We start from the raw sequence: 26590 nt of genomic DNA, 5'->3' as shown, positions 1-26590 counted from the left end.
GGGAGAGGGCTTATTCTGACCATCCGCTGATAGGGATTTTATGAAGATCAACAAAAACTGTGGCTATCCCACTTTGGTGGTGCGGGCGATGCTAGCCATCGGTATGGGAATGGCCTCGGCAAGCGCCGACGCCGCGACATTGAATGCGCCATCCGGCGGTACGTTTACGATGAACCTGGACCGGAATGCGCTGGCACCTTATGCCGGGGGCTATTACTTGTCGACGTTTTGGAGTACGGCAACGTCCAATGCTGATAATCCGGCCAATACCGGCGACCATTTGCTTAGCCAACTCAATACCACCGAGATTTCCGGACTCAATCAGGTGTTCGAGTTGACGGCTATCGGTAGCGATCCCAGTCCGCAAGCCAGCCAGCGTTACGTCAAAGCCACATCAGCCGATTTTGCCATCGATACCATCACGCTGGCCGGCGTGGCCGGGGCACAAGTGGGCATGACCGGCGTGCAGGGTTTTTATGCGCCGAACTGGCCGCCGACTGGAGCCGGCTTGGTCAACGGCGATTTTTCGCTGCTTTACGATGCCAACCGGCAAACTTTGGGCCGCACCGGTTGGTACCTAGCCAATAACATTTATTTCACGATGGCGGTGTACGACTTAAACAACCTGAGCCTGAGCTTTAGCAACGCCGGAAACTGGCAGTTGAGCGGCGATTTACTGATGTCGCCGGAAAACGCCGGCATGTTGCAAGGCGCGCAACTGGTCGATGTCGGCAGTTTCTGTTTGGGCACGGGTGCCTATGCCGGTTGCGGACAGGTATCGGCGGTGCCGCTACCCGCTGCGGTCTGGTTATTCGCTAGCGGCTTTTTGGGCTTTATCGGCATAGGCCGTAGGCCATATCTTTCAAGGAGTGTGACATTATGAAAATCAATAATCATCGATCATCCGCCTGGCTATTAGCCGTTTTCGGTGTATTGTCGATCAGCCAAGCCCACGCCGCGACAGTCAGCGGCGGTGCGCTGGTCCTTAACCTAAACCGCGATGTGCTAATCGCCAGCCTTGATGTGAACGATTATCCAGACACGCCCACTGCGGACTTTCCGATTTGCTGCCGGCCTTCTATTTATCTGGAAGAGTTTTACGACGCTTCGGCGGCATCAAAAACCTTTGTTGAGCTGCGGGACGGCAATACGCCGGATTTGTACGATACGGTGGCCGATGAAATTCCGGCAACCGGGTTGCAATTTAGTGTCAACGGGGTGAGTCCGATAGTCAATCCGGGCGGGCGGCAGAACAGAAATACCACTTTCGCGTTCGAGCCCGGCAATTTGTTCGGCACTGCCAGCGGTAGCATCGGGTTAGGCGGTGTCATGCGTTTTAGAGTGGACGTCGATCCGCCGACCAATAGAGTGTTGTTGGGCGATATGACCTTGGAATACGATCCGGCTCTTGAAGCGGCGACGCCGGGGCGTACCGGTTGGGTGATTACCAATCACATCGGTTTCGATGCGGGCGGTTTTGAGTTGTTTGATGTCACAACCGCAATAGTCGGGAATACGTTAAGCCTTAACGGCAATCTTGGGTTAGGGTGGGGCTTCGATCATCTGGGCGCTCGCGACGCCCGCTTGCGCGATACGCGCATCGGTACTTTCAGCTTCCAAACCACCGTGGTGTCGGGAGAAACGCCGGCGGCGGTGCCTTTGCCGGCTGCTGTCTGGTTGTTTGCCGGCGGTTTGGCCGGACTGTTTCTGAATAACCGTTCCGACAAAAGGATGGCGTGATGAAGCCAGCCGAAGATCCAGAATTGATTCGGCCATGGACTGCCGTTTACCCAGCGCCTGACGAACACCACCCTGCATATTTTCGCCGCGGCGGCTGGGTAAAAATCGCGGCAGGCTTAGGCATCGGTTTGACATTGACGACAGCCGCGCAGGCAGGGCCTTCCCCGGTAATAAGCTTTGGACAGTACCGTAGCCATCAAGTCAATGTCGATGCGGAGGGGCAAAACATCGCCGGCGACAAAGGCAACGAACCGACGCTGGCCTTGAATCCGCTAAATCCCGCCAATATTGTCGTGGGCTGGCGTAAGTTCGATTCACCGCCCACTGCCGTCAAACACGGCGGCTATGCCTATAGCTTTGACGGCGGCGCGAGTTGGACTACCGGCATGCTGCCGGCCTTACCACTGCAAACTCGCACCGATCCGGTGTTGGAGGTCGATGCCTTGGGCAATTTCTATTACCAGTCTTTGGCGGTATCGGATAGCACTTCGGTGTTTAAATCCGGCGACGGCGGCGTGACTTGGTCGGAACCCGTGTATCAGTTTAAAGGCGACAAGAACTGGCTGGCCATCGATAAAACCGGCGGTCCCAGCGACGGGCATATTTACAGCACCTGGCGGCGGCCGGCCGACAGTAACCCCGATCCAAATTATGTCCCCAAATATTTCATCCGATCCACGGACGGCGGTGTCAGTTATCAAGAACCGGATGCGGCATTGCCGGTGGCAAACTTTGGCTTTGGTCGGCTGACCATCGGCGCGGAAGGCGAGGTTTATCTATTCGGCGTCGATGAAACGATTTTGTCCGTCAGTGCCTTGGGCATAGTGCGTAGCGGGCACTATTTCCTGAAATCGGTTGATGCCAAAGATCCCGCCGCTTCACCCACCTTTACCGCGCAAAAGGTCGATATGGGCGGCAACAGCATGATGTTCCTGTCGCCGAGTTTGCAGTTGCCCAACCCGCTGGGCGGCGACGGCGATGTGCAAATTGCCGCCGATCAATCGGCCGGGCCGTTGCGCGGCAATATTTATTTGCTGGCGCATGTCTCCCCCTATGCCTGGCAAACTGGCGACGATCCGCAGGATATTCATTTCGTGCGCAGCAGTGACGGCGGCGCTACCTGGTCGGCGCCGGTGCGGGTGAATGACGATCCACCCGCCGCCAACGCTTATCAATGGTTCCCGATGTTGGCCGTGGCGGCCAACTCCCGCCTCGACGCGGTGTGGTACGACACCCGTAACGGTAGCGGCAGCGCACCGTATCGCTATTCCCAGCTTTACTACTCCTACTCCTGGGACGGCGGCGCAACCTGGAGCAAAAATCAGGCGGTCACACCGGTGTTCAATACGCATCTGCCGTATAACATCGTGAACGGCGAAGAACGGCAAGGCGACAAAATGGGCGATTACACCCAGATGGTTTCCGACGCCAACGGCGCGCACATTGCTTACACCGCCACCTACCACGGCGAGCAGGATGTGTATTACTTAAATGTATTTCCGGATTGCAATAACAATGGCAAATCGGACGTGCTGGATATTCAAAACCGGGTCAGCGGCGATACCAATTTGAATCATCTACCGGATAGTTGCGAGAACATCGCGGTAAAAGGCGATCTGGACGGCGACCGCGATGTCGATCAACTGGATTTGAACGTGGTCATTGCGGCACGCAACCAACCGGCTACCGGTATAGCCGATCCCCGTGATCTGGATAAAAACGGTGTGATCAATGTGTTGGATGTGCGCAAGCTGACTTTGCTGTGTACGCGCTCGCGCTGTGCGATTTAAACGAGCTTGATTCAAGCGGCTGGTAGTCAGATTTCTCCAATCTGACGCACGCACCGAAATTACTCCGTCATTCCCGCGCACGCGGGAATCCAGGGTGCCGAATATAGGACTAACAACGATGATGAAACAACTAAAAGCCGGCCTGGTCGGTATAGCATTATTCGCCGCCAGCGGTGTGGCCGATGCGGCCATTGATTTACATTTCACGCCCCGTAGCCAAACCGTCGAAGCCATTGAAATCGGTTTGAACATTTCCGGTTTGGGCGGCGCTGCGTTAGCAACGTATGACTTTAATATTCAGTTTGACCCAACACGTTTGGCCTTTGCCGGCGTAGTTTTCGGCGATCCGGTGTTGGGTGACGAACTGGATGTGTTTGACTTGGGTGGCAACAGTACCGCCGCCGATGTGCTGGGGCCGGGAGTGCTGAACTTATTCGAGTCGTCCTTGGACGACGCGGCGGATTTACAAGCCCTGCAAGCCGACAGCTTTACGTTGGCGATCATCCGTTTCAATGTGCTGAGCAGCGGTAGCAGTCAGCTTGATTTACTGATTAACGGTCTGGCGGATGCCGGGGGTAACGCCTTATCGGCAAACGCAGCGCCGCTTAATATCAACACAGTGGCCGCCGTGCCGTTACCGGGGATGGTTTGGCCGATGGTTGGTGGGGTTTGGGTGGTGCTTAGGCGGCGTAAGGTTTAGTCAAAGTAGCCTGGATGAAGCGGAGCGTAGTCCAGGCGCTCTTTGGAAATAATCCAGTTTTCGTTGCACTTCATTCTGACTTATTGCTAAGCAAGTATTTGGGTGATATACGGAACTTTGAATTACTTGTTAAGCATCACAATGTCCGACGCTCCCAAATACATCGTTCGCAGGCTCGAGCTCTCAGATGCCGGGGCCTTCTATTCAGCCGTCCGCGAGTCTATTGATGAACTCGTTTACTGGATGCCATGGTGTTCTAAGGACTATACACCGCTGGATGCGGAAAACTGGATCAAGACCACCATGCAACTCTGGGCAGCAGATGCCGAGTATCCTTTGGGCATCTTCGATGCTGTCTCAGGCGCAGTGATTGGCGGGACAGGCGTCAACCACATCAACCGAGCCTACCGGATTGGCAATATCGGTTACTGGGTGAGCTCGCGGCATACTGGTCAGGGAGTCGCTAGGTTCGCAGCCCACCATTCGGCACTACTTGGATTCAATCAACTGGGCCTGACCCGCCTTGAAATTGTCGTGCTTACTCACAACAAAGCAAGCCAACGGGTGGCTGAGTCGCTTGGTGCCAAACTGGAATGCGAAGCGAGGAACCGTCTCTACTTTCAAGGCAAGCCGCACAATGCCTTGGTCTACTCGCTCGTACCCGGTGACTTGCGGTGATACCTAAGCCCTGCCCCCGCGGGCGGCTTAGCTCGAAGATTGGATTCTAGAGTGATGTTCAGAAACGTTTTGATCATCGCTGCCGCGGCAGCTACTGCACTAGCCGCTTATTCCCTGTATGTGATGCAATCGGCGAAATCGAGCGCCGAGGAGACGGCATCAACATTTCCTTACTGCATTCAGATCGCTACTGGCGGCTCAGAGTACAAAAGTATCAGAGGCTTGATCGAACTGGCCGGTCTCTACATGAGAAGCAACGGAACTATAAACCACGCCGTGCTGGTCATCGGTAACCCAGATCAGCCCGTTCTTTATCATTGGTCGTATATGGAGAACCAATTTATAGAAGGCGCTTTCGGCGAGCCGCCGATTTACTGTGAGCCAGCTAGACACTTTCTGCGCAAAGTGGGCCTGTATGGAGCGCCGGGAGCGGCAGGATCGAATTTTCGATTTCGTGGGTATCAGTTTTCGATTCCAAGCGAGTATGCGCCACTGGTTAGTTTCACATCTCCTGCGCACATCGCTATCGCGGCGCTTTCGCCAACGTTTGCCCCGCAAAAGTCATATCAATGCGGGGAGGCGCCGTGCAACTATGTTGGTATAACCATTGGCTTCGACGGTAAGCTGGAAGGCTGGCTCGACAAGGCGTCGAGGGTGAACCAAATCGAAGCCCTCGGACAACACAAGGGGTTAATCAAAGAGCGGATCTTGTCTCGATCATCGCACTCGCCGCGAATTCAGTACTACCGTCTAGGCCCGGACGGAAGAGTGAACACGCTCGTGCATTGCTTTGAGGGAAGCGAGTTTCAATGCACGCATTTGTTCACAGATGGCGAGTTCTCCTACTATTTTCACCATATGTCTGCGGATCCAGATAGTTGGTCAGACTTGCAGCAAAGTCTAATCACAACAGTATCCAAATTTATCGTCGGTAGACCGGCCCAACGAGCCGTTCGAGCCGATCACCGCGAAAACGCGGCTCCGGGTTAAATGGGGCCTCGTGGGTCAGGGTGCGCGTTAGCGTTCCTTGACATACACCGAAGCGAGTATTGAATGTCACATAACCGCTTCCGCGGCAATATGACCTACAGCTACGATTCGCACGGAAGGCGAAAGCCGCATTCCATGTCGGTATCAAGCGCGACATTTTGTTCGGGGAGGGTCAAATCGGTTTCAGATGGCTATTGCACCTGGCAGGTGTGATTCTCGCAGTCGCTTTGGGCGTCGGCTTGTGGAGGCAGTGGACATTAATCTGCAACGAAGCGTGTGCGCCGGGGCGGGCGTTAATGATGATTTTACTGAGCTTTTTGCTGCCGGCCGCTGCGTATTCGACACTGTTGGTATGGACGGCTGTGCGTCCCAGGCCAGTTGCCCGAGTTATCGCCGCTGCTTTGACTTTAGCTAGTCTGATGGCGGCGATTTGGCTAAGTTTCTTTGAGTGAGGCGGCGCGATTTGGGTTTATTTGCGTTCGCCGATCTTAGGCTGCCGCCCCGCCAAACCCATCGCATGCCGCGTCAGCAGTTGCTTGGCAAACGGCAGGTGGTCCAGCAAGGTCAGCCCGGCGTTGCGGACGGCGGCTAGTGGTAGGTTGTCGTTGGAGAACAGCTTGACCACGCTGTTGGTAAAGCCGATGGTTTTACCGTGATCTTGCTGACGTTGCCGGCTGTAGTTTTTTAGCAGGCGGGTGTCGCCTAAATCGCCATGCTGCTCTTGTTGATCGATCAACATTTCCGCTAGTAAGGCCACATCGCGTATCCCCAGGTTAAAACCTTGGCCGGCGACTGGATGCAATTGATGTACGGCGTTGCCGATAATGACGGTGCGGCCGGAGACCATGCTCTCGGCGCGGATCAGACTTAACGGAAACGCCCGGCGCGGTGCGGCCAGTTTTAGCTCGCCCAAGCGATAACCGAAGCAGTTTTGTAGCTCTGCAAGAAACTCGCGGTCGCTGACGTTAATCAGGGTTTCGGCTTGCTCGTGCGTGCGGGTCCATACCACGGCCGATTGTTTGCCGGCCACCGGCAGCAAAGCCAACGGACCGAATTCGGTGAAACGTTCGAAGGCGATGTTGCGATGCGGCAGCGCCGATTGCACGGTGGTGACCAGCGCGGTCTGGCCGTATTCGGTGACTTGCTGCGGTATTTCCAACAGCTTGCGGACCGTGGAATTGCCGCCGTCGGCGCCGACCAGCAACTGCGCGCTGACGTTTAAGGAGCTGCCGTCGTGCTGTTTCAAACTGACGTTCACGGCGTCGCGGCCAGACATCAAGCCGGCGACTCGGGTTTGATACAAGCAAACCGTGTCGGTTTTCTCGATCAGGTCGGCCATGTGCTGTTCGATGTCGCGGGCGACGATCACATAACCTAAGGCTTCCACGCCCTGATCTTCAGCGGCTAGCCGGGTTTTCCCAAAATGGCCGCGATCCGAGACGTGAATATGTTTGATGGCAGTGGCTTTATCGGCCACGCCGCGCCAAGCGCCCAAGTCGTTGAGTAGTTCCACGGTACCGGCCGCCAACGCCAGCGCGCGGTCGCCGGCTGGCGAATGGCGTAGTTGCTCGCGGCTATTGGCTTCGACCAGGGCAATCTTTAAGCCGCTGTTTTTCAGCGCCAGGGCCAGACAGTTACCGGCTAGGCCGGCACCGACGATGATCAGGTCGAAATCGGTTTGCATTGCTTAGCCCGCCATAATGGCTTCGATGTCGGCAACGGTTTTGGGCACGCCATGAGTGAGAATTTCGTGGCCGTATTTAGTCACCAAGACATCGTCTTCGATGCGAATGCCGATGCCGCGCCATTGTTTGTCCACGGTTTCGCAGTCGGCTGGCACGTAGAGGCCTGGTTCCACGGTTAACACCATGCCCGGTTCCAGCAAGCGCCATTCGTCTTTGATCTTGTAATCGCCGACGTCATGCACATCCATGCCCAGCCAGTGGCCGATGCGGTGCATGTAAAACTGTTTATATTTTTCGTCCTTGATCAGTTTTTTGGGTTTGCCTTTTAACAGGCCCAGTTCGATCAGGCCTTTGGTCAGCGTTTCTACTGAGGCGTCGTGGGCTTTGTTCCAGGGATTGCCGGGTTTGATCTCGGCCAATGCGGCGGCCTGAGCGTCCAGTACTAATTGGTACAGCAGCCTTTGTGGTTCGCTAAACTTGCCCGATACAGGAAAGGTGCGGGTGATGTCGGCGGCGTAATGGTCGCACTCCACGCCGGCGTCAATCAGCAACAAATCGCCTTTGTTGAGTTTGTCTTTGTTTTCGACATAATGCAGCGTGCAGGCGTTTTTGCCGCCGGCGACGATGGATGGGTAGGCCACTGCACGCAGGCCGTCTTGGATAAATTCGTGGATCAATTCGGCTTCGATTTGATACTCGTACAAGCCGGGTTTGCAGGCCTGCATGGCGCGAATATGCGCCTTGGCGGACACTTCGCCGGCGCGGCGCATCAATTTCAGTTCTTCCGTGCTTTTGAACAAGCGCATCTCGTGGACGATGTGTTCCAGCGACACCAATTCGCCCGGCGCGGTGACGCCGGTACGCGACTGCTTGCGGATGTGGTTGATCCACTCCAGCAGTTTGTGGTCCAAATCACTGTCCTTACCCATCGGGTAGAACACCTTGCTTTTGTTTTCCAGCATGCCGGGCAGGATGTCGTCCAGATCGGCGATCGGGAACGAATCGTCGGCTTCGTAGTGTTTGGTGGCACCTTCCAGGCCGGCGTGGGCGCCTTCCCACTGCGCTTTTTTCTCGTCGAACTCGCGGCAGAACAGAATGTATTCGCCTTGTTCGCGACCGGGGATGAATACGGCCATGGATTCGGCTTCGTTAAAGCCGGTTAAGTAATAAAAGTCGCTGTCTTGGCGGAACGGGTAGTGCACGTCGCGATTGCGGGTGCGCTGCGGCGCGCTGGCAATGATGGCGATATTGCCTTTGCCGATTTGCTTCATCAGGCTCGCGCGGCGTTTTTTGAATTCGCTTTGTTTCATGGTCGATCTACCTGATTAATGCGTTTGCGAATGGCCGAGTTCGGCAAATTGATCGCGGACGGTAAACACGGCGGCGCGCACATATTCGCGCAGTTCTACCAAGGCATTTTCGTCGTCCTCGTCGCCGACATCGGTGTCGATTTTGGTGAGCTCTATCATGTCGCGCATCACTTCGGCGGTATCGCCCGGCCAGTCGGCGCCGGTTTGTGCGTAACCCACGCCAAACAAAAAGCCCTGGCACCAACAGCGCAGCGCTTCCACTTGTTCGTCCAGTGGATCGTCGTCTTCAGGCATCAGCAAGTCGAAGGCAAAATCCTCATTCTGGTTTTCCAGTAATACCCGGGTTTTTTCGAATACGCCATGCAGTAGCGCTTTGTCTTCGTCAATCAATTGTTGCTCGTCGTCGATCAGCTCGCGTAGCCAGTTTTCCGCATCGGCGCGGATTTCGACGCAGAGCATGCCGGTGGCGATACCGTGGGCCTCGGCAGCGCCGATATCGGCGTCTTGTTGCTCTAAAATTGCTTCAACCGAACGGTAGGTCATCTGGGCTGTGTTTCCTATTAAAGCTGTTTAATAACATGGCTTATGCTAACATTCTTAGCCATCTACGATGATTATAACGTCATATCGGCCCATACTCTTGCTATGTCTGAAACAGAAAAAGATCCGTCAACCGAACTCGAAGCATTGGAAGCGAAACTGGATACGCTCATTGCCCAGTTCAATCAAGTCAAAAGCGAGAATAAGTCCTTGAAAGTTAAGCAGGATGCCTTGGTTAAAGAAAAAGCCAAATTGCTGGAAAAAACTACGTTGGCTAAAACCCGAGTGGAAGCGATGATTGCCCGTTTGAAAGCCATGGAGCACGATTCGTGAGTAAAGCCGTCCAGCCTGTTTCGCTGAATATCCTGGATAAGGAATACAAAATCGCCTGTGCCGCCGACGAAAAAGAGACTTTGATTAGCTCGGCGCGTGAGCTGGATAGGCAAATGCGTAAAATTCGCGACACCGGGAAGGTGAGCAGTACCGATCGCATCGCGGTGCTGGCCGCTTTGAACTTGGCCCACGACTTGGTGGCATCCAACAAGACCGAAGCCAGCGGCAGTTTGGATATTTGCCAGCGCTTGGCCGATTTGCGCAACAAAATAGAAAACGTTTTGGAAAACCCGTAAATCCCCGGTAGACTATAAGTCCAATCTCCTGCGGCGTTCGAGCAGTACTGGGTGTTTCCTGAACCTGTTTTTACCCCGGAAACTTTTTGCCATTCATGGTGCGCATGCCTGTTTATTCAGGAAGCCTGATTGACTGGATTTGGTTTCCACTTGAACCTTCGGTTCAAGGACGAAAGTATCAGACGGCGCAGGCGGGAGATCTCTTGAATTTTTGTCTCGGTTTCCCTTGCTCGTTCGACATCCTCCCCCCACGTGTTTGCTGTTAGTCTGCTGGTAACTGGCGCGCTGGGTGGTGTATGGCACGGCGCTTTAATCGCGGCTTAAAATTCGGTTAGCTAGCGCTGTATTGACTAAGTCCGTCCCCCAGTATCTCTTGATAACATGCCCCTTTCCTTTTCGCTCCGCTGGACAACAACGATTACGCGATAATGAACATAAGCGACACGAACACTGGCGATTCCGGTAAAAGCTTTACAGAAAACTTCTTGGGCCTATTGGTTGGTCAGGGCCTGATCGATGCGGAAAAACTGAAATACGCCTTGCGGGTGCAAAGCAAACTGGAGTCGCCAAAGCCGATTTTGTTGGTGCTTTGCGATCTGGGTTATGTCACTCACAACCAGCTGGTCGAGTTGTTTCGTAACCATCCGGTCAAAGTCAAATTAGGCCTGTTCTTGGTGGAGTTCGGGTACATCACCAACACCGACTTGGAACTGGCGCTGGCAGAGCAACAGCAGAAAGCAGGGCGCAAACGCCTGGGCGAAATTCTGGTGGAACGCAATCTGATATCAGAAATGAAAATGCTCGAGGTTTTGGCCGATCTGATGGGCATTTCGGTTATCGATTTGAGTACTGCCGTCATCGATCAGACGCTGATGACAAAGCCGATGTTGAAGTCCGCCAACAAGCATTGTTTTTTGCCTATCGAAAAGCAAGTGGACGGCGTATTGGTGGCTTTTGGTGATCCGCTGGATCAAAACGCCATCGAAATGGCCCGGCACGTCTTGGGTGCCGAGATCATTCCGGCGGTGGGGCGTTATTCGCAAATCATGCGTTTTCTCCTCAATTACGAGCGCAACACCGGCACCGAAAAAGCAGCAGTGGGCGAGCAGTCGGCCGTCGCGGTTGCCAACCGGATCTTTGAAGACGCGATACGCCAGGGAGCCAGCGACATCCATATCGAACCGCTGGAGCATAAGGTCAGGGTTCGGCAACGGATCGATGGCGTAATGGTGCACTACCGGGATTTTCCGATCGAAATCGCCCAGGCTTTGATTAGCCGGATCAAAGTAATGGCCGGCGCCGATATTGCCGAAAAGCGCCGGCATCAGGACGGTCGGGTCATGTATGAACAGGCCAGCAGCAATCGCGTGATCGACATGCGCGCTTCGTTTTTCAGTACCATTAACGGCGAAAAAATCGTGTTGCGGCTATTGAACCGCAAGACAGAATTGCTGGACATACACGAAGTGGGCATGGCGCCTTTGATGCTGGAACGCTTTATTCAAGATTCGCTGGACGTGCCGACCGGCGTTATCATCATCACCGGACCGACCGGTTCGGGTAAAACCACGACGCTGTATAGCGCAGTGGATTATCTGAACGCCCCGGAAGTCAGCATCGTTACCGCCGAAGACCCTGTCGAATACGTGATTGACGGCGTGGCGCAATGTTCGATCAACCCGAAGATCAATCTGACTTACGAAGAAACCCTGCGCCACATCGTGCGTCAGGACCCGGACATCATCGTGCTCGGCGAAATTCGCGATAAGTTTTCCGCTGACACCGCGATCCAGGCGGCCCTGACCGGCCACAAAGTGTTGACCACATTTCACACCGAGGACAGCATAGGCGGCCTACTGCGGCTGCTGAACATGGAAATCGAGGCCTTTCTGATTTCTTCGACCGTGGTTTCGGTAGTTGCCCAGCGCCTGTTGCGCCGGGTGTGCCGGCATTGTTCCGAACCGTTCAAGCCCGATCCGGCTTTGCTGCGTCGGCTGAATGTGACGCCGGATGACATTGCCGGCGCCCAATTTGTGTTGGGCAAGGGCTGCGAAAAGTGCCGTTTTACCGGATACTCCGGCCGGGTATGCGTGTTCGAACTATTGTCGATGAACGAATTGGTCAAAGATGCGATATTGCAGCGTAAAACCTCCTACGAAATCCGTCGGGTTAGCCTGGAGACGGCGGGCTTGGTTACCCTGGTCGAGGATGGTTTGGTAAAGGCAGCCGCCGGCGCTACTTCGCTACAGGAAGTGATCCGCAATCTGCCCCGTTTTGGAAAACCCCGCCCTCTTTACGAGCTGCGCCGCTTGTTGGGCAGTCGATGACGAATAAAACAATCCTATGAGTGAAAAAACGCTTTCCGAATTGATAGACGAGGCCATTACCTCGGGAGCCAGCGCCTTGCCGGTGTTTCCGCGGGCAGTAACCGAGCTGCGTTTGGCCTTGCAAGACGAAAATAGATCGCTGGACGCGATTGCTAAACAATTGGCGATGGACGCCAGTTTGGCCAGCCAGATTTTGCGCGTTGCCAACTCGTCATTCTATGCAGGCTTGGGATCGATCAACACGGTCAAGGATGCTCTCGTCCGCTTGGGTTTGCCGCGCATCGTCCAGATTGCCACCTTAGTCATGCAGAAAGGCTTGTTTGCGGCAAAAGATGCCGCAACTCAGCAATACATGGTCAAACTTTGGCAGCATAGCGTCGCGGTAGCCTTAGGCGCCGAATGGCTGGCCAAGCGTTTGTCGCTCCACACGATAGCGGAAGAAGCCTTTATGGCCGGCCTGTTTCACGATATTGGCGAACTGTTGCTGCTGCGCTGCCTCGAAGATCTGGCGGCCAAGGACCCCAATCTAAATTTACCCGCCAATTTGCAACGAGAACTGATAATTCGCCAGCACGAGAGCAAAGGCGCATGGTTGCTGCAAGAATGGAATTTACCGGAAACCTATCGTACGGTTGCCGCCAACCATCATCAGCCGGCCACCGAACATACCGGCACGGTGGAATTGTTGGTGCGAGTAGCCGACATGGTGGCCTACAAGCTGGGTATTGCGCCGCGGCCGCAGCCCGATCTGGTGATCTCCAGCAGCGAGGAAGCCAGTCGGCTCGGCCTATCGGAGATTATGCTGGCCGAATTGGAAATTGCGCTGGAAGATTCGCTGGCCTTGTCTGTCTGACGCGCCAACCCCTCATACACCTGCGATGCGGGGGCAACCCTGCTGGTACCGCTTCCAATACCGGGTCGACCAATTGCCGTCGCTAAAACGCAAGGCTTTGCTTTAGAATGGCTGTTAGCCGGCATGGCCGCTTTCCCAAACTTTGCACAATCACGTTGGAACAATGACCATCGAATTTCTGATCAATTTTCTGATTCTGTTGCTCGGCACTCTGGCCGCCGGGTTTTTGGCTTACCGCTCGTTTCAAAAGCGCCGGATCCAGCTCGGTGCGGAACCGACTTTGCCGCAGTACTTTATCCGGCGCAGCACATACTGGAGCGGGATTGTCCTTTACTGCTCGTTGATGGCAGGATTGTTTTTATTGCTGACTTGGCAATGGCTGCCGCTGGAGCCGTTGGTAACGCTGATCGTTAGTCATTTACGCGCCGGTGAGCTGGTGAATCTGCTCTACGGTCTGGATGGTAACAAACTGTTCCCGCTAATTGCTGCCGGCATCATGCTGTTTTTCGTCGGATGGGAAAGCCCATTTAATCCGTTGTTGATTTTACGGGACAGCATTCACGACGCCTTTGCGATTCCGACCAAAGCCGTCGAAGTGTATAACGCGCTGATCAAATCCCGGCTGTCGGCGGCGGACGACAAGATAAAAGCCCAAATCGCTGATCGCCTGTTGGTGCAAAGCATCGACGCCGGCGATTTCGATAAATCCGGCGCCACGGTCGAATACAAATGGGCGCATAACAGCCTGCTGTTCGACCAAATCCAACACTATGCCGATCAATCTTCGTATCGGCGCCTGTTTAGCGAGCCTTCGCTGAAATGGGGCGAAATCTGCATTTCCTATAATGCAATGTCGGAAAAAGTGAATATTTGGAAAGAAGCCGAACCGCATTACACCAAGACCGTCAACTTGCTAAAAGACTTGGACCGACTGACCAGTCTGCTGTGCCGATTGCTAGCGGCGGCGGTGGTATTCGGCAGCCCCAGCGAAAACGACATGTGGGAGACGGTCAGAAAGCTCGGCGGCAATGTGCATGAAGCTCGCTTGAAGCACACCTATAAATACTTACTGATATTCGCCGCGGCGACCGCGTTTGGCGTGATTTTGGGGCGGGAAGTGTCGGTGGCGTTGCACAACGTGTTTCTGTTTCCGGACAAACCGTTACCGCACTTTAGCTATACCACCCTGCGCTGGATAGCCTATTCAATCGCCATTTACGTGGTGCCCATTACACTGGTTTTTGCTTTGCGGAGCATCGCATTCCGCCATCAACAGGAACCTGCTGAGCAGAATTACGGCTTTTACATGGCGATCATGTTCGTCTGCTTCCTGGTCAGTACCACCATCTCGACCTTTATCCTGGAGTTAACCTTTTATCGCCGGGATGATTTCAATTTCCTGGATAGTTTCCTCGATCACGCCCGCTGGGGGATTATGCCGGCGCTGATTTGCGGTTTCGTCGCCTACCGGATGGACGCGCCGGCCAGCGAAGCCGAAGCCCTGAGTAAAACCATCCTCTCCGCCGTATTGGGCTTTCTGGCCTGGGGCGGGATTGCGGTGATTTTCATGCTGTACGCGACGGACGATTTGGCGATTGAGAAGCTGAATTTGCGTTTTACCTTGGTGGGGACGGCGTTTTTTGTTACCGGATTGCTGGGGGCGGCGGCGCGGTTTAAGACAGCTGGTGATTGAGGTTTGTTTTTTGTGTCGCTGGCGCGACGGCTGGTTTTAACGTCGGGTCTCGGCCCGACAGCCGAGGTACTTTTCTTTGCTTGTCCAAAGAAAAGTACCCAAAAGAAACGACACCCGGATGCCGCTTATTCCCTGCGCGCCGAAGCTTTTATCGAGGGTCGGCAGAAGGGGCTTCCCAGCCCCTCCGCCGACGTGCGGCATGCCCGAAAAAGCGGGGCAGGCTCTCCCTGCCGCACCCCTTCGGGCTGATCTCGATAAAAGCTCCGGTGCTCGGCGCGGCATACGGGAGAAACCCCGCGCCGAACTCGACAGATTATTTTGTATGAAATTTTGTAGGGCGCATTAGCGACAGCGTAATGCGCCGAATGATTTAAAGCCAACATACGGCGCAATACGGCTACGCCTATTGACGCCCTACCCATTGCAACTTACGGCCTTAATCGGACGGTCCTACATCACTAAGCCAAAGGTTTTATGTGAACATTCCATTTTTCGATGCGTTGGCAAATGGACAACGCTTTTTAATTGCTGGGGTTGGCGGAGGATTTGATATTGTCAGTGGTGTCCCCATCTACCTATATTTGCGTCGCCTTGGTAAGCAAGTCACGATGGCTAATCTCTCTTTTACAGAGCTTGGCTTAACGAATTGCGAAGAAATTTGCCCTGGCGCTTTTCTTGTCAATAAACAATCTGCCGACTTGCCGTATTTTCCAGAGAGGTGCATTTTGGAGTGGTTGTCGTCTCGGGGAGAAGAGTCGGCAATGTATGCGTTTTCGAATGAAATTGGCGTCTTACCGTTGAGAAGTGCTTACGCCGAAATAGTCGAGCGTCATCAAATCGATACGCTGGTATTGGTTGATGGTGGCACCGATAGTCTGATTTTTGGGGATGAGCCGGGGATAGGCACGGTTGTTGAAGATGCATGTTCTATGATTGCTGCCAGCGGCGTAGCCGTAAAACAAAGCTTAATGGCGATGGTAGGTTTTGGAATAGATCATTTCCACGATGTTAATCACCACGCCTGTCTTGAAAATATTGCGACACTAATCAAGGACGATGGCTATTTGGGCGCTTTTTCTTTAACCAAGGATATGTATGAGGGCAGAGGGTACCTGGAATTGGTTGATTACCTTAATAAAAATATGCGCGTTAGGCATTCTATTGTTACAAATTCGGTTGCTAGCGCGATAAAAGGTGAATTTGGGGATCATCAAGTGACATCTCGAACCAGCGGTAGCGAATTATTTATAAATCCGCTGATGAGTTTGTATTGGACTTTTTCCTTGCCTGCTGTAGTAGGGCGAATGGGGTTTGCTGCAAAAATTGAGAGCACTACCGAAATGGACGAAGTTGCTAAATTGATCCGTTCTTTCCGGATTGGAAGTAGGCTAAGGGATCGCAAACGTATTCCATTGTAAAAACTTATGGCTCTCACGCAAATCATGCATTGATATTCTGATCCCGAGAGGGCTTTACTCCCGTATGCCGGGCCGAGCACCGGAGCTTTTGGACGGAATAGCCCGAAGGGGTGCGGCAGGGATGCCGCACGTTGCCGAAGGGGCAGGAAGCCCCTTTCGGCAACCCCGTTCAAAAGCTTCGGAGCGCAGGGAATAAGCGGCATTCGGGTGGCCTTTTCTTTGGATACTTTCTTTTGGCCACACAAAAGAAAGTATCTCGGCTGTCGGGCCGAGACCCGACATACAAAACAACCTTCGCGTTAGCGACACATTAAACCCATCACCGCGTGGGCACAAAAAGCCGTGCCCACCCTACGCCCAGCAAGGACGACGGCCAATTCAACACCTCAAACGTTATACGGCGTAGAAATCCAATCCCTCAACACCGCCTCATCCCGCTCCGGCAAATAAGCAAAATCCCCGGAAATATCCTTGTAGACTGCGTCAGCGCTGTGAGTAGACACCAGCTTGCCTTTGACCATGTAAAAAAACCAGGCAAACGGATAACCTGCCTGCCGGTCAAAGCGATTCAATACATTACTTAACGCACTGCCTTTCTTGCCGGCAAAGTCTTCCAGATGCGGCAGGTTGTTTTTGTGGGTGTTGACGATTTCCACGTTGACGATTTGTTCGCCGAAGCGGCCGGTGTGCCGGTAGGGGCGGATGATCCAGTCTTCGGACATGCTGTGCTTCTGGCCGGCGCTGCTGCGGTTCCAGTCTTCCATGAAGCGTTGTACCGGATGTTCGCCGGGGTGTCGCTCGTTAATCACTTCCATGAACAGCTTGACATCGGTCTTGCGCCGGTAGGTGTACCGAGAATGCCCAAAGCCGAAGCTCTCGATGCAAAAGGGTTGCAGCGGGTCGATGAATTCTTCCAGATCGTCGGGTGGATTGTTTTCGTCGACAAGCATTCGATCAGAGACTTCGTGAGTCTTGTCAATTTCGATCAGCGTAAAATCTTCGGCTTTGGTGCCGGTCTGTACCACAAAATACAGGGTTTTGCCGGTCTGTTTGGTGGCGATCAGTTTTTGTTCCAGCGTGTAATCGATCAGGGTTTGCAGGTTTTGCCCGCATTCCAGATAGGTGCGTTCCACCCATTCGATTAAATCGTTGGCGATGCGTTTGCCGTCCATATCCACCACGCCGCCCAGCCGGTACCATTCATCACCGGTCAAAGCCAGGCGGATGGGGTGGTCGGGAATCAGCGCCTGTAGTTTGCTGAGCAGCAAATCGTCGGTTTGGCCGGGGATGATTTTTTTACAGCAATCGGTAATGTCTTGTCCGGCAAGATTGAGTCTTGATTCAGTCATGATCGGCTTCAGGTGTGGAGTTTGAATGTAAGCGTTGCCTTACCAGTTCGCGGACATCCGGTTCCGGATCCTCGGCGAGAGCGGCGAGTTGCGCGGGATCGACCTTTAGTGCCGCTGTGTAGCGCACAACCCAATCTTCGTCGTTTAACAGCATGGTTGCGTCTTCCGGCGCCATGCGTTCCGCGACGATGCGCCGCACATCCGGCGAACGGTCGTTAGCCATCAGCCCCAGGCTGACTTCCGGCAGCCGTTCGGCAACGCGCTTGCGTACTTGTAAGTCTTCGTCTTTGATGAAACGAAACAAGCGGCCCGGCGGTAGGCGTTTGGCGACCATCAAGCGCACGATATAGTCGGGGTCGTCAGCCAGCAACTCCAGGTGTTCCGGATCGATACGGTCCGCGACCGTCATGCGTACTTCGCGGTCCGGGTCGTCGATCAAGGCTTGTAGCTGCTGGGCCGGCAGACGAAACGCGACAGCGCGGCGCACCACTTCGTCTTCGTCGGTGATCAGCGCCGACAAGGCTTTTAGCGGTGCGTAGCGCACGGCGATGGCCCGGCGTTCCCAGAACGGGTCTTGCAAATAAAGCGTGGCGTAGGCCGGATTGACCCGAAAGAAACGGTCGATTTGCCGGCCGCTATTGATGAACACGCAAGTATCGCCGGGCATGCACCGGCCCATCAGCAGGGTTTTCCCCCGGAACGGGCAGAGGCTGCAATCGGCGACGGGCAGAGTAACAGGGCTGTCTTGTTCCGCCATATTATCGTCTTATTCGGGAATAACTTCGGCGATCACAATGCCCGAGGCATTTTCGTAATTATCGGTAATGCGTAAGCAATGTTCGCGGCCATCGACCAAGTACAGATTGAATCCCGCACCTTCCAATAACGGTTCATTGTTGGGCAGGTCGTCGTCCATGCAATAGGTGAAATGGACGCCGGGGTATTCGCCGCGCAGTCCACTGACGACGGTTTCGTTCAAGGCTTGGCCGTTAATTTTCTCGGCTATGGTTTGCAGTTGCTCTGGACTAATCATCGCTAGGATTCCTGTTCGAAACAAACGCGCTGCACGGGCTGGATGCCCATCGATTTAGCCAGCCACGGCGGCGGGGCATGCGCTAAAACGATTTGCAGTTGTTTGATAATTTGAGTGATGGCTTCGCCCTGGTCGGCTTTAACCGGATGAATGCCGTATTTGATAAGTTTTGCCGCCGCCGGGCCGCCGATAGAAGCAATATACAACACTCGGCAATCGGCGATCAGTTCTGCGCGATACACATTCTTGTCGTCATGCTGCCGTTGCGCGTCGCTATCGATGCTGCGCACATCGACGAGCCGGGCGTCGTCCGCGGCAATCTGATAAATCAAAAACTGCCGGCACGAGCCAAAATGACCGCTAATTAACTGCGGATCGTCGCTGCCGATGGCAATTCGGATCGAGCTGGCGGATGCAATTGTCTGGCAGGGATCGGCTATCGGCGCGGGTTCCTCGCTGTTTTGCAGAATGCGCAACGATTCACGGATACTGTCGGCGTTGGCCACAATGCCGAAATTGTTTAAGGCTTGTTGGAACTGGGCTTTGCCGAGTTCGGCCAGGTTTTTGTCGTTTAATGCTGTGCCTATACAGGCACGCAGCACGGAGATAAACAGTTTGGGAGGGGTATCGGGCAGGGCGCGAGCCGCCAGCCCGATGCGCAGTGCCAGTTCCCGGGTTAAGGTAGACTGGCTCATGGCGTCAAGCCACTAAAGGCAGAATGCAGTTGTCGATTGGGCAAACCTTGACGCATTGCGGTTCGTCGTAATCGCCATTGCATTCCGTGCAAGTTTTTTTGTTGATTTCAAAAACGATTGCCCCTTCCTTGATGGAGTCGGTAGGGCACACCGGCAGGCAATCGCCGCAGGAAATGCATTCTTCGGCAACAATATACAGAGACATGGCTTTATTCCTCCGATAACCGTTTAGCTTGCAAAGTTGTAGGGATTTTAGGCGGAGGTGACAGCGGATCAAAGTAATATTTGGATCCGTCACCCAAAACCACTTCACCGCCCCATTTATCGGCGCTGTCAAATTCTAAGGATTCGATGGTTTCTTCAAGGTCTTTTTTAGCGATGTAGAACAGCAATTTGCCGTCCTCGCGTTTCCTGAGCATGACGCTAGGCATTGGGATTCTCCAGACAAGTGTAGGTCGGGTTAAGCCTGCGCTGTAACCCGACACGATATGATTGACTGGTGGGCACCGTGGCGGTGCCCACCCTACGCTTAACGAATCAAGTCGTAGTTGTAGTCAGTGGTTCCCATACCTTTGGTTTCTTTATCCAACTGCTCCAACAAGGCATTAACGATGGTGGTCAACATGTACATGCCGCCTTCGTAGCCCAATGTGGTCATACGGTGCAAGTGGTGACGATCGAAGATGGGGAAGCCGATACGGATCAACGGTACTTCGAACTCTTCGCCTTTGTAGAAGGTGTCACGTTGGATAAATTTGCCGTAGGAGTTACCGATCATGAAGTCCGGTTTGTTGGTGAACATCAATGAACGGAAGTGCCACAAATCTTTGCCGATATGTACCGTCGCTTCTTGGCCGTAAGGCGAGGCTTTCAACACTTCTTCAACCGCTTTTTTGTAGCGTTTGTTGGCGTGGTTGACTAACACGTCGGTTACCTCGGCGCCCATTTCCAGCAGGAATTTGGTCATACCCAGAGCAAAGTCGGCGTCGCCGTACAAGGCAAATTTTTTGCCGTGTAACCAAGCGTGCGAGTCGGTCATCATGTCCACATAACGGCCGCGTTCCACTTCCAGCGATTTTGGAATCGGTTTGCCGGTCAGTTCGGAAATTTTCATCAGGAACTGGTCGGTCCATTCCAAGCCCATTGGGATGTTCAGTTTGGGCGCGTCGTGTTTCCAGCTAGTTTCAACGAATTTTTTGGTTTTTTCCAACTGCCAAGGTTGCAGCAACACGGTAGTGATCGCGTTAGGCGCATCTGCAACTTCGGCGATCGTGGTGCCGCCGGCATACATGTTGAAGTGGCCATCAGCTGGGGTATCCAACACTTCGGTAGGATCGCTCAACAGAGTGTGGTCGACGCCCATCTCGTTCAACATCCGGTGAATGACGCGGAAGTTGCCCAAATAGGTTTCAAAGCCGGGGACTAAGTTGATTTTGTTGTTACTGCCAACTTCGTATTTACCTTCAGGCAACATACCTTTTTCAAGGGTGAAGTAGCGGGCAATACCTTCGAACATGTTGTCCCAACCCGTGGTATGGCTACCGACGAAGCTAGGCGTATGCGCAAATGGTACAGGGTAGTCTTGATCGACGTGGCCTTCTTTTTTGGCGTTGTTGATGAACGCATTCAAGTCGTCGCCGATAACTTCCGCCATACAGGTGGTCGATACCGCGATCATGGTCGGTTTGTACAAGGCTTTCGCGTTTTCCAAACCAGCAAACATGTTTTTCTGACCGCCGAATACCGCCGCGTCTTCTGTCATCGAGTCAGATACGCAAGAGATTGGCTCTTTGAAATGACGGTTGAAGTAAGTACGGAAATAAGCCACGCAGCCTTGTGAACCGTGCACATAAGGCATGGTTTTTTCAAAACCCAGTGCGCAAAGTACCGCGCCCAAAGGCTGGCAAGCTTTAGCAGGGTTAACCGTGATCGCTTCACGTTGGAAGTTCAGTTCTTGGTATTCCTTGGTAGTCGTCCATTGGAACACTTCGTCTATCGTGTCTTGTGGATGACGTTCTTCGTACTGTTCGCGTTTGTTGGCCAAGCTTTCCTTGTACTCGTCATTTCTGAATAAAGGATAACTGGGTTCTATTTTATCGACATTTTGGCTCATGATAATCTCCTAACGCGCCACTAATCTGTGGTCCGGCGTTGATTGGATTTTGCCGGGAATGAAATCCCGACCGACATTTTGGCTCCTAATAGGGTGGGCAGTTTGCCCACCTTTCCGGGAGTTAAGATGGGCAATGCCCACCCTACGGATTACGCAACCGCTTTGACGGGTTCGCTCTCGGTCGCTTCGGTTTTCCAAGGCGCTTTGAAGCTTTTCCAGCAAGGATTGTTGATGGTCATGTCCATATCGCGGGCGAAGATGGCGAAACCGTCGTAGCCGTGATAAGGGCCTGAGTAATCCCAGGAGTGCATTTGGCGGAACGGCACGCCCATTTTTTGGAAAATGTATTTTTCCTTGATACCGGAGCCGACCAAGTCAGGTTGAACTTTTTTCACGAACTCTTCGAATTCGTAGCCGGTGACGTCGTCATACAACAAGGTCGCGTTGCCCATTTCTTTAATGGTGCGGTCGTAGTCGTCGTTGTGACCGAACTCGTAACCGGTACCGACCACTTCCATGCCCAAATCTTCATAGGCACCGATCACGTGGCGAGGACGCAGACCGCCGATGTACAACATTACCCGTTTGCCTTCCAGGCGAGGTTTGTATTTAGCGATAACGGCATCGTATTCGGCTTTGTAGCGTTCGATGACGCGCTCAGCACCTTCTTTGATAGTGTCATCGAAGTGAGCGGCGATTCTGCGCAAAGACTCGGCGATTTTGGTCGGGCCAAAGAAGTTGTACTCGATCCAAGGGATGTTGTACTTTTCTTCCATGTGGCGCGCGATGTAGTTCATCGAACGGTAGCAGTGAATCAGGTTCAGTTTCACTTTTGGGGTTTTTTCGATCTCGGCAATGGTACCGTCGCCAGACCATTGAGCGACCACGCGCAGACCCATTTCTTCCAACAAGGTACGTGAAGCCCAAGCATCACCACCAATGTTGTAGTCGCCGATCACGGCTACGTCGTAAGGGGTGGTTGGGAAGCTTTCATCGCCGTCGCGGTTTTCCAATACCCAGTCGCGAATCGCGTCGTTAGCGATATGGTGACCCAAAGATTGAGAGACACCACGGAAGCCTTCGCAACGTACTGGCACGATGGTTTTGTTGTACTCTTTGTTTTTAACTTTAGAAACCGCTTCGATGTCGTCGCCGATCAAACCGATTGGGCACTCAGATTGGATGGAGATGCCTTTATTGAGCGGGAACAAGGTTTCGATTTCGTCGATACATTTAGCCAGTTTTTTGTCACCGCCGAATACGATGTCTTTCTCGGTAAAGTCCGAGGTAAAGTTCATGGTACCGAAGGTGTTGACGCCTGTAGTACCTACATAGTAGTTACGGCGACCAGCACGGGAATATTGACCACAGCCAACCGGGCCGTGTGAAATATGGATCATGTCCTTAATAGGACCCCAAACCACCCCTTTGGAACCCGCATAGGCGCAACCACGAATGGTCATCACGCCGGGTAGGGATTTACGGTTGGAAGTGATACATTTGTTTGATTTTTCCAAGCTTTGATCGTTGATGGCCAAATGTTTGGCGCGATCGGCTTTGGCTTTTTCGGGATAGACTTCCAGCACTTCTTGAATAAGCGCTTCGGTCTCTTCTCTTGTCATGGCTGCCATGATGAAATCCTCCTGGTAGTCCTGGGTAATCCCCCACAGACTTGTTAGGAACTATGCGAAAGCAGGTTGGACAGGCTAACAGCCGGCCCAACCTACATACTGATTAAGCTTCGGCTGCGGCGGTTACACCGACAACGCTTTCGTCAACTTCTTCCATGACGCCGAATTCCATCAACAAGTCTTCCAACTCGTCCATAGTGATTGGAGTTGGGATCACCAAGTTGGTGTTGTTGATGATTTTTTGCGCCAAGTCGCGATACTCTTGTGCTTGTTTCGCGGTTGGTTCGTACTCGATTACTGTCATACGACGGATTTCGGCACGTTGGACAACGTTGTCGCGTGGTACGAAGTGAATCATGTGAGTGCCCATTCTGGCAGCCAATTGCATGATCAGTTCGTCTTCGCGAGCGGTGTTACGGCTGTTGCAGATCAAACCGGCCAAACGCACGCCGCCTGAGTTAGCATATTTCACGATACCTTTAGCGATGTTGTTGGCAGCATACATAGCCATCATCTCGCCTGAGCATACGATGTAAATTTCTTGGGCTTTGTTTTCACGAATTGGCATCGCGAAACCACCGCAAACAACGTCACCCAATACATCGTAGAATACGAAGTCGAGGTCGTCGGTATAAGCACCTTCTTCTTCCAAAAAGTTGATCGCGGTGATAACACCACGGCCGGCGCAACCTACACCTGGCTCTGGACCGCCTGATTCAACGCATTTAACGTCGCGGTAACCCACTTTCAATACGTCTTCCAGTTCCAAATCTTCTACGCTACCGGCATCAGCTGCCATTTGCATGATAGAGTTTTGCGCTTTCGCATGCAGGATCAAACGAGTAGAATCGGCTTTAGGGTCGCAACCGACGATCATTACTTTTTTGCCAAGCTCTGCCAAGCCAGCAACCAGGTTTTGCGTGGTGGTAGATTTACCGATACCACCTTTACCGTAAATAGCACATTGACGTAATTTCGCCATGATCTTCTCCTCTTGAGTAGGTGTTGTTAATAACAACCTGATAATTGCAATGGCCGTGCCAAAGTTTTGATGCGTTTTAAGTCATTGAAAATAAAGGATTAAAAATAATATTTCTAGCTTTTTCGATGGTCGGATTAGCAACATTCTTTGTAAGGCCTGTTATCTAACCAACATAAATCGCGGGGTTTTTATTTGACGGCGGGGCTAGGTGCGTATTCGCCGCGGATTTTGGCCCCGGTCCTTTAGCGATCACGCTGTGTCTTGATTTGGCTTGCCGATAACGGGAGTTTGCTGCTTTGCCCGGACGACTTCGGTGAATAATCGCCTACACACTCTATAATTGATGCCAATCTTGGGCCGCGGGCATAAGCAGGCGTATATCCGGTTTTATCACGGGACCTGTAGGTGGCGGTTTGCAGCCACATTTTTTAGTTACTCATGCGGTATTTCTCGAATTTAATAATGATATTGTCTTTGTATGTTCTTTAAGAATTGGTGGCCTTTTCGCCGCAAGCTGAAAAATCAGGCGAAGAAGGATGATTCCTTCGATGTCAATCAGCGCATCTACACGCCGGTTAGCCAGTTGACCGTCGGCATGTATGTCATCGAACTGGACCGGCCTTGGTTGGAGAGCCCGTTCTTATTTCAAGGGTTTGAACTGGAAACGGAAGCCGATATTCGCGCGGTAAAAGATGTTTGCCAGTACGTCTATATCGACGCCACCCGCAAAAGAAAACGCCCGGTTCAAGCTAAAACCACTCAAGACAGTTTGCTCAGCGAGAGCAATATTGATTTTGGTGCGCCGCCGCCGCCAAAGCTAAGCGTTTTCGAAAAAGAGTTTGCACGTGCCGAACATGTTCATAAAGAAGTGGGTCAGTTGGTATCCAACTTTATGGAGCGCATCGCCAATGGCGAAGGCATAGACACTCAAGCCGCCAAAGAAGCGGTCGCGCAATGCGTGAACAGTATTTTGCATTCGCCGGATGCTTTTTTGTGGCTGAACCAGCTCAAGAACAAAGACAAATACACCGCACAACATAGCTTGAACGTTTGCGCCTTAGCCATTGTGTTGGGCCGCTACCTGAACTTTTCCGTAGCCAACCTCAACAATGTCGGCTTGTGCGGGATGATGCACGACATGGGTAAAATGTTGGTGCCTTTGGATATTCTGAATAAGCCCGGTAAGTTGGAACCTGAGGAGCTGGCGATTATGCGCTCGCATGCCGCTCTGGGCTACGAACTGCTCAAATCCAGCGATCAAATGTATCCAGGGGCGATAGACACGGCCTATTCTCACCATGAAACCTTGGACGGCAAAGGTTATCCCCGGCGTATCGGCGAAAGAGGTATTTCGCTATTTACTAGAATGGTGACCATCGTTGACATGTACGATGCCATCACCAGCGACAGGGTGTATCAGAAGGGGCGGACTCATCTGGAAGCGACCAATATCCTGGCCAATATGGCCGGATCTCAACTGGACGAGCGTTTGGTGATCAAATTTATCGAATGTCTCGGCGTTTATCCGCCCGGCAGCATTGTCATGATGACCAACGGGTACATCGCAATTGTGGTGGAAGTCAACGAATTGCAGAAGCTGCGACCCAAAGTCATCATGTTGCTTGATGCCCAGAAACAGCGGATTCCGGAAAGAATCGTCAATCTTGCGGATATGCTGCTGGACGAACACGGCAAGGTGCTAACTATCAAAGGCATAGTCAAAGCTCAGGATTACAACATCGACATCAAAAAATATTATCAACAGGGCGTGTTGCAAAAGGGATTTGCTAATGACAAACGCTAGGGTACGTTACAAAACCGGACGTTTAGAGCAATTCTGCTAGAATGAGGAACCTGATGATGGGCTCGTCACAGTTTGTTGGTGGGCTAAATCGTCTTGATTGTCGCGGCTTGCCAAGCCATGGCTACAAATCTTCTTCTGGCGTCTTGGAATTCAATGTACAGAAAAAACCTGATCGGAAACGGATTTACGCTGATAGAAATGATGTTGGCGGTCGCCATCATGGCAGTGTTGACCGCCATTGCCATACCTGCCTACAACGGGTACATAGATAAAAGTAAGAACGACCTTGCCATTAGCTACCTGTTAGCCATACAAACTGAATTAGAACGGTATTACACCCGCGAATTTCATTACCCGAATGCGCTTAGCGACATTACCTCGGCTCTGCCCAACAACGGCAAGGACCCCTGGGGTAGAGACTATGTCTATCTCAATATCATAGAGGGGGGGCCAGGGACCATGGGCTCAGTCCGAAAAGATCATGCGCTTAACCCCATCAACACCAAATACGATTTGTATAGCCTGGGTAAGAATGGCGTCACCAAGAAACAGATCAGCCAGAAGGACAGTCTGGACGATATTATCCTGGCCCGAGATGGCGGTTTCGTCGGTTTGGCGGCGGATTTCTGA

Annotated in this window: 27 protein-coding genes and 1 other RNA gene; 16 read left to right on the top strand and 12 right to left on the bottom strand. The window is 52.9% G+C overall.

The genetic code is table 11. From position 1 onward, the window contains the following. The first annotated feature begins 40 nt into the window (after positions 1-40). The 7 genes from JWZ98_RS18620 to JWZ98_RS18590 all read left to right on the top strand — a co-directional run bounded on the left by JWZ98_RS18620 (position 41) and on the right by JWZ98_RS18590 (position 6350). Positions 41-883 (top strand): hypothetical protein, encoded by an 843-nt coding sequence (locus JWZ98_RS18620; protein ID WP_205451322.1) that lies wholly within the window; start codon positions 41-43, stop codon positions 881-883. Further along, complete coding sequence (locus tag JWZ98_RS18615; protein ID WP_205451321.1) at positions 880-1740, top strand: hypothetical protein; 861 nt, start codon at positions 880-882, stop codon at positions 1738-1740. The genes JWZ98_RS18620 and JWZ98_RS18615 overlap by 4 nt, the downstream gene beginning before the upstream one ends. Next, on the top strand, positions 1740-3530 hold the full coding sequence (locus JWZ98_RS18610) for a hypothetical protein (RefSeq protein WP_205451320.1): 1791 nt from the start codon (positions 1740-1742) through the stop codon (positions 3528-3530). Before JWZ98_RS18615 ends, JWZ98_RS18610 begins: the two co-directional genes overlap by 1 nt. 118 nt (positions 3531-3648) lie before the next feature. Then, positions 3649-4230 (top strand): cohesin domain-containing protein, encoded by a 582-nt coding sequence (locus JWZ98_RS18605; protein WP_205451319.1) that lies wholly within the window; start codon positions 3649-3651, stop codon positions 4228-4230. Between the two features lie 141 nt (positions 4231-4371). After that, the gene (locus tag JWZ98_RS18600; protein WP_205451318.1) at positions 4372-4908 is read left to right on the top strand and encodes a GNAT family N-acetyltransferase; all 537 of its coding nucleotides are present in this window, start codon (positions 4372-4374) and stop codon (positions 4906-4908) included. Positions 4909-4962: 54 nt separating this feature from the next. Then, positions 4963-5898 carry a hypothetical protein gene (locus JWZ98_RS18595; protein ID WP_205451317.1) on the top strand — a complete coding sequence of 312 codons (936 nt, stop codon included), beginning with the start codon at positions 4963-4965 and terminating at the stop codon, positions 5896-5898. Positions 5899-6194: 296 nt separating this feature from the next. After that, the gene (locus JWZ98_RS18590; protein ID WP_205451316.1) at positions 6195-6350 is read left to right on the top strand and encodes a hypothetical protein; all 156 of its coding nucleotides are present in this window, start codon (positions 6195-6197) and stop codon (positions 6348-6350) included. A gap of 17 nt (positions 6351-6367) precedes the next feature. On the opposite strand, the gene ubiH is transcribed toward JWZ98_RS18590, so the two are convergent. From ubiH to JWZ98_RS18575, 3 genes are read right to left on the bottom strand one after another with little or no spacing between them, the layout of a single operon-like run. Continuing rightward, on the bottom strand, positions 6368-7582 hold the full coding sequence (gene ubiH, locus JWZ98_RS18585) for a 2-octaprenyl-6-methoxyphenyl hydroxylase (RefSeq protein WP_205451315.1): 1215 nt from the start codon (positions 7580-7582) through the stop codon (positions 6368-6370). Positions 7583-7585: 3 nt separating this feature from the next. Further along, positions 7586-8893 (bottom strand): Xaa-Pro aminopeptidase, encoded by a 1308-nt coding sequence (pepP, locus tag JWZ98_RS18580; RefSeq protein ID WP_205451314.1) that lies wholly within the window; start codon positions 8891-8893, stop codon positions 7586-7588. A gap of 15 nt (positions 8894-8908) precedes the next feature. Further along, on the bottom strand, positions 8909-9436 hold the full coding sequence (locus JWZ98_RS18575) for a UPF0149 family protein (RefSeq protein WP_020483302.1): 528 nt from the start codon (positions 9434-9436) through the stop codon (positions 8909-8911). A 102-nt stretch (positions 9437-9538) separates the two neighbouring features. On the opposite strand from JWZ98_RS18575, the gene JWZ98_RS18570 reads away from it, so the two are divergent. The 7 genes from JWZ98_RS18570 (at position 9539) to JWZ98_RS18540 (ending at position 16353) form a co-directional block, all read left to right on the top strand. Further along, the gene (locus JWZ98_RS18570; protein WP_026146988.1) at positions 9539-9766 is read left to right on the top strand and encodes a TIGR02449 family protein; all 228 of its coding nucleotides are present in this window, start codon (positions 9539-9541) and stop codon (positions 9764-9766) included. Beyond that, complete coding sequence (locus JWZ98_RS18565; protein ID WP_205451313.1) at positions 9763-10062, top strand: cell division protein ZapA; 300 nt, start codon at positions 9763-9765, stop codon at positions 10060-10062. Before JWZ98_RS18570 ends, JWZ98_RS18565 begins: the two co-directional genes overlap by 4 nt. Before the next feature lie 22 nt (positions 10063-10084). Continuing rightward, positions 10085-10264: non-coding RNA, 6S RNA (ssrS, locus tag JWZ98_RS18560), on the top strand. Between the two features lie 226 nt (positions 10265-10490). Next, positions 10491-12389 carry a GspE/PulE family protein gene (locus tag JWZ98_RS18555; protein ID WP_205451312.1) on the top strand — a complete coding sequence of 633 codons (1899 nt, stop codon included), beginning with the start codon at positions 10491-10493 and terminating at the stop codon, positions 12387-12389. Between the two features lie 16 nt (positions 12390-12405). Further along, positions 12406-13242 (top strand): HDOD domain-containing protein, encoded by an 837-nt coding sequence (locus tag JWZ98_RS18550; protein ID WP_205451311.1) that lies wholly within the window; start codon positions 12406-12408, stop codon positions 13240-13242. A gap of 163 nt (positions 13243-13405) precedes the next feature. Continuing rightward, entirely contained in the window at positions 13406-14935 is a 1530-nt protein-coding gene (locus JWZ98_RS18545; RefSeq protein ID WP_205451310.1) for a hypothetical protein, read from the top strand. Positions 14936-15411: 476 nt separating this feature from the next. Then, entirely contained in the window at positions 15412-16353 is a 942-nt protein-coding gene (locus JWZ98_RS18540; protein ID WP_033159067.1) for a DUF1152 domain-containing protein, read from the top strand. A gap of 386 nt (positions 16354-16739) precedes the next feature. Here JWZ98_RS18540 and JWZ98_RS18535 read toward each other — a convergent pair whose 3' ends face one another. The 9 genes from JWZ98_RS18535 to nifH all read right to left on the bottom strand — a co-directional run bounded on the left by JWZ98_RS18535 (position 16740) and on the right by nifH (position 24156). Continuing rightward, entirely contained in the window at positions 16740-17702 is a 963-nt protein-coding gene (locus tag JWZ98_RS18535; protein WP_033159066.1) for a hypothetical protein, read from the bottom strand. Further along, a complete protein-coding gene (locus JWZ98_RS18530) occupies positions 17695-18459 on the bottom strand; it encodes a 4Fe4S-binding leucine-rich repeat protein (protein WP_033159065.1) in 765 nt (254 codons plus the stop codon). Before JWZ98_RS18530 ends, JWZ98_RS18535 begins: the two co-directional genes overlap by 8 nt. 9 nt (positions 18460-18468) lie before the next feature. Next, entirely contained in the window at positions 18469-18735 is a 267-nt protein-coding gene (locus JWZ98_RS18525; protein ID WP_026603355.1) for a DUF6129 family protein, read from the bottom strand. A gap of 2 nt (positions 18736-18737) precedes the next feature. Continuing rightward, positions 18738-19430: a nitrogen fixation protein NifX gene (nifX, locus tag JWZ98_RS18520; RefSeq protein ID WP_033159064.1), complete on the bottom strand. Its 693-nt coding sequence runs from the start codon at positions 19428-19430 to the stop codon at positions 18738-18740. Between the two features lie 4 nt (positions 19431-19434). Beyond that, positions 19435-19635, bottom strand: coding sequence for a 4Fe-4S binding protein (locus tag JWZ98_RS18515; protein WP_020483289.1), 201 nt, complete (start codon positions 19633-19635; stop codon positions 19435-19437). A gap of 4 nt (positions 19636-19639) precedes the next feature. Further along, entirely contained in the window at positions 19640-19861 is a 222-nt protein-coding gene (gene nifT / locus JWZ98_RS18510) for a putative nitrogen fixation protein NifT (protein ID WP_020483288.1), read from the bottom strand. Positions 19862-19959: 98 nt separating this feature from the next. Next, positions 19960-21543: a nitrogenase molybdenum-iron protein subunit beta gene (gene nifK / locus JWZ98_RS18505; protein WP_033159062.1), complete on the bottom strand. Its 1584-nt coding sequence runs from the start codon at positions 21541-21543 to the stop codon at positions 19960-19962. A 149-nt stretch (positions 21544-21692) separates the two neighbouring features. Further along, complete coding sequence (nifD, locus tag JWZ98_RS18500; RefSeq protein ID WP_033159061.1) at positions 21693-23174, bottom strand: nitrogenase molybdenum-iron protein alpha chain; 1482 nt, start codon at positions 23172-23174, stop codon at positions 21693-21695. Positions 23175-23277: 103 nt separating this feature from the next. Continuing rightward, positions 23278-24156, bottom strand: coding sequence for a nitrogenase iron protein (nifH, locus tag JWZ98_RS18495; protein ID WP_033159060.1), 879 nt, complete (start codon positions 24154-24156; stop codon positions 23278-23280). Positions 24157-24634: 478 nt separating this feature from the next. Between nifH and JWZ98_RS18490 the strand changes: the two genes are divergently transcribed. Beyond that, positions 24635-25960 (top strand): HD-GYP domain-containing protein, encoded by a 1326-nt coding sequence (locus JWZ98_RS18490; protein WP_205451309.1) that lies wholly within the window; start codon positions 24635-24637, stop codon positions 25958-25960. Between the two features lie 153 nt (positions 25961-26113). Beyond that, a complete protein-coding gene (locus tag JWZ98_RS23455; RefSeq protein WP_205451308.1) occupies positions 26114-26590 on the top strand; it encodes a prepilin-type N-terminal cleavage/methylation domain-containing protein in 477 nt (158 codons plus the stop codon).

The sequence above is a fragment of the Methylomonas sp. EFPC1 genome (assembly GCF_016925515.1).
In the GTDB taxonomy this organism is placed as follows: domain Bacteria; phylum Pseudomonadota; class Gammaproteobacteria; order Methylococcales; family Methylomonadaceae; genus Methylomonas; species Methylomonas defluvii.
Note: the sequence above shows the minus strand (reverse complement) of the source record. Positions and strands in the feature narration are given on the sequence as shown.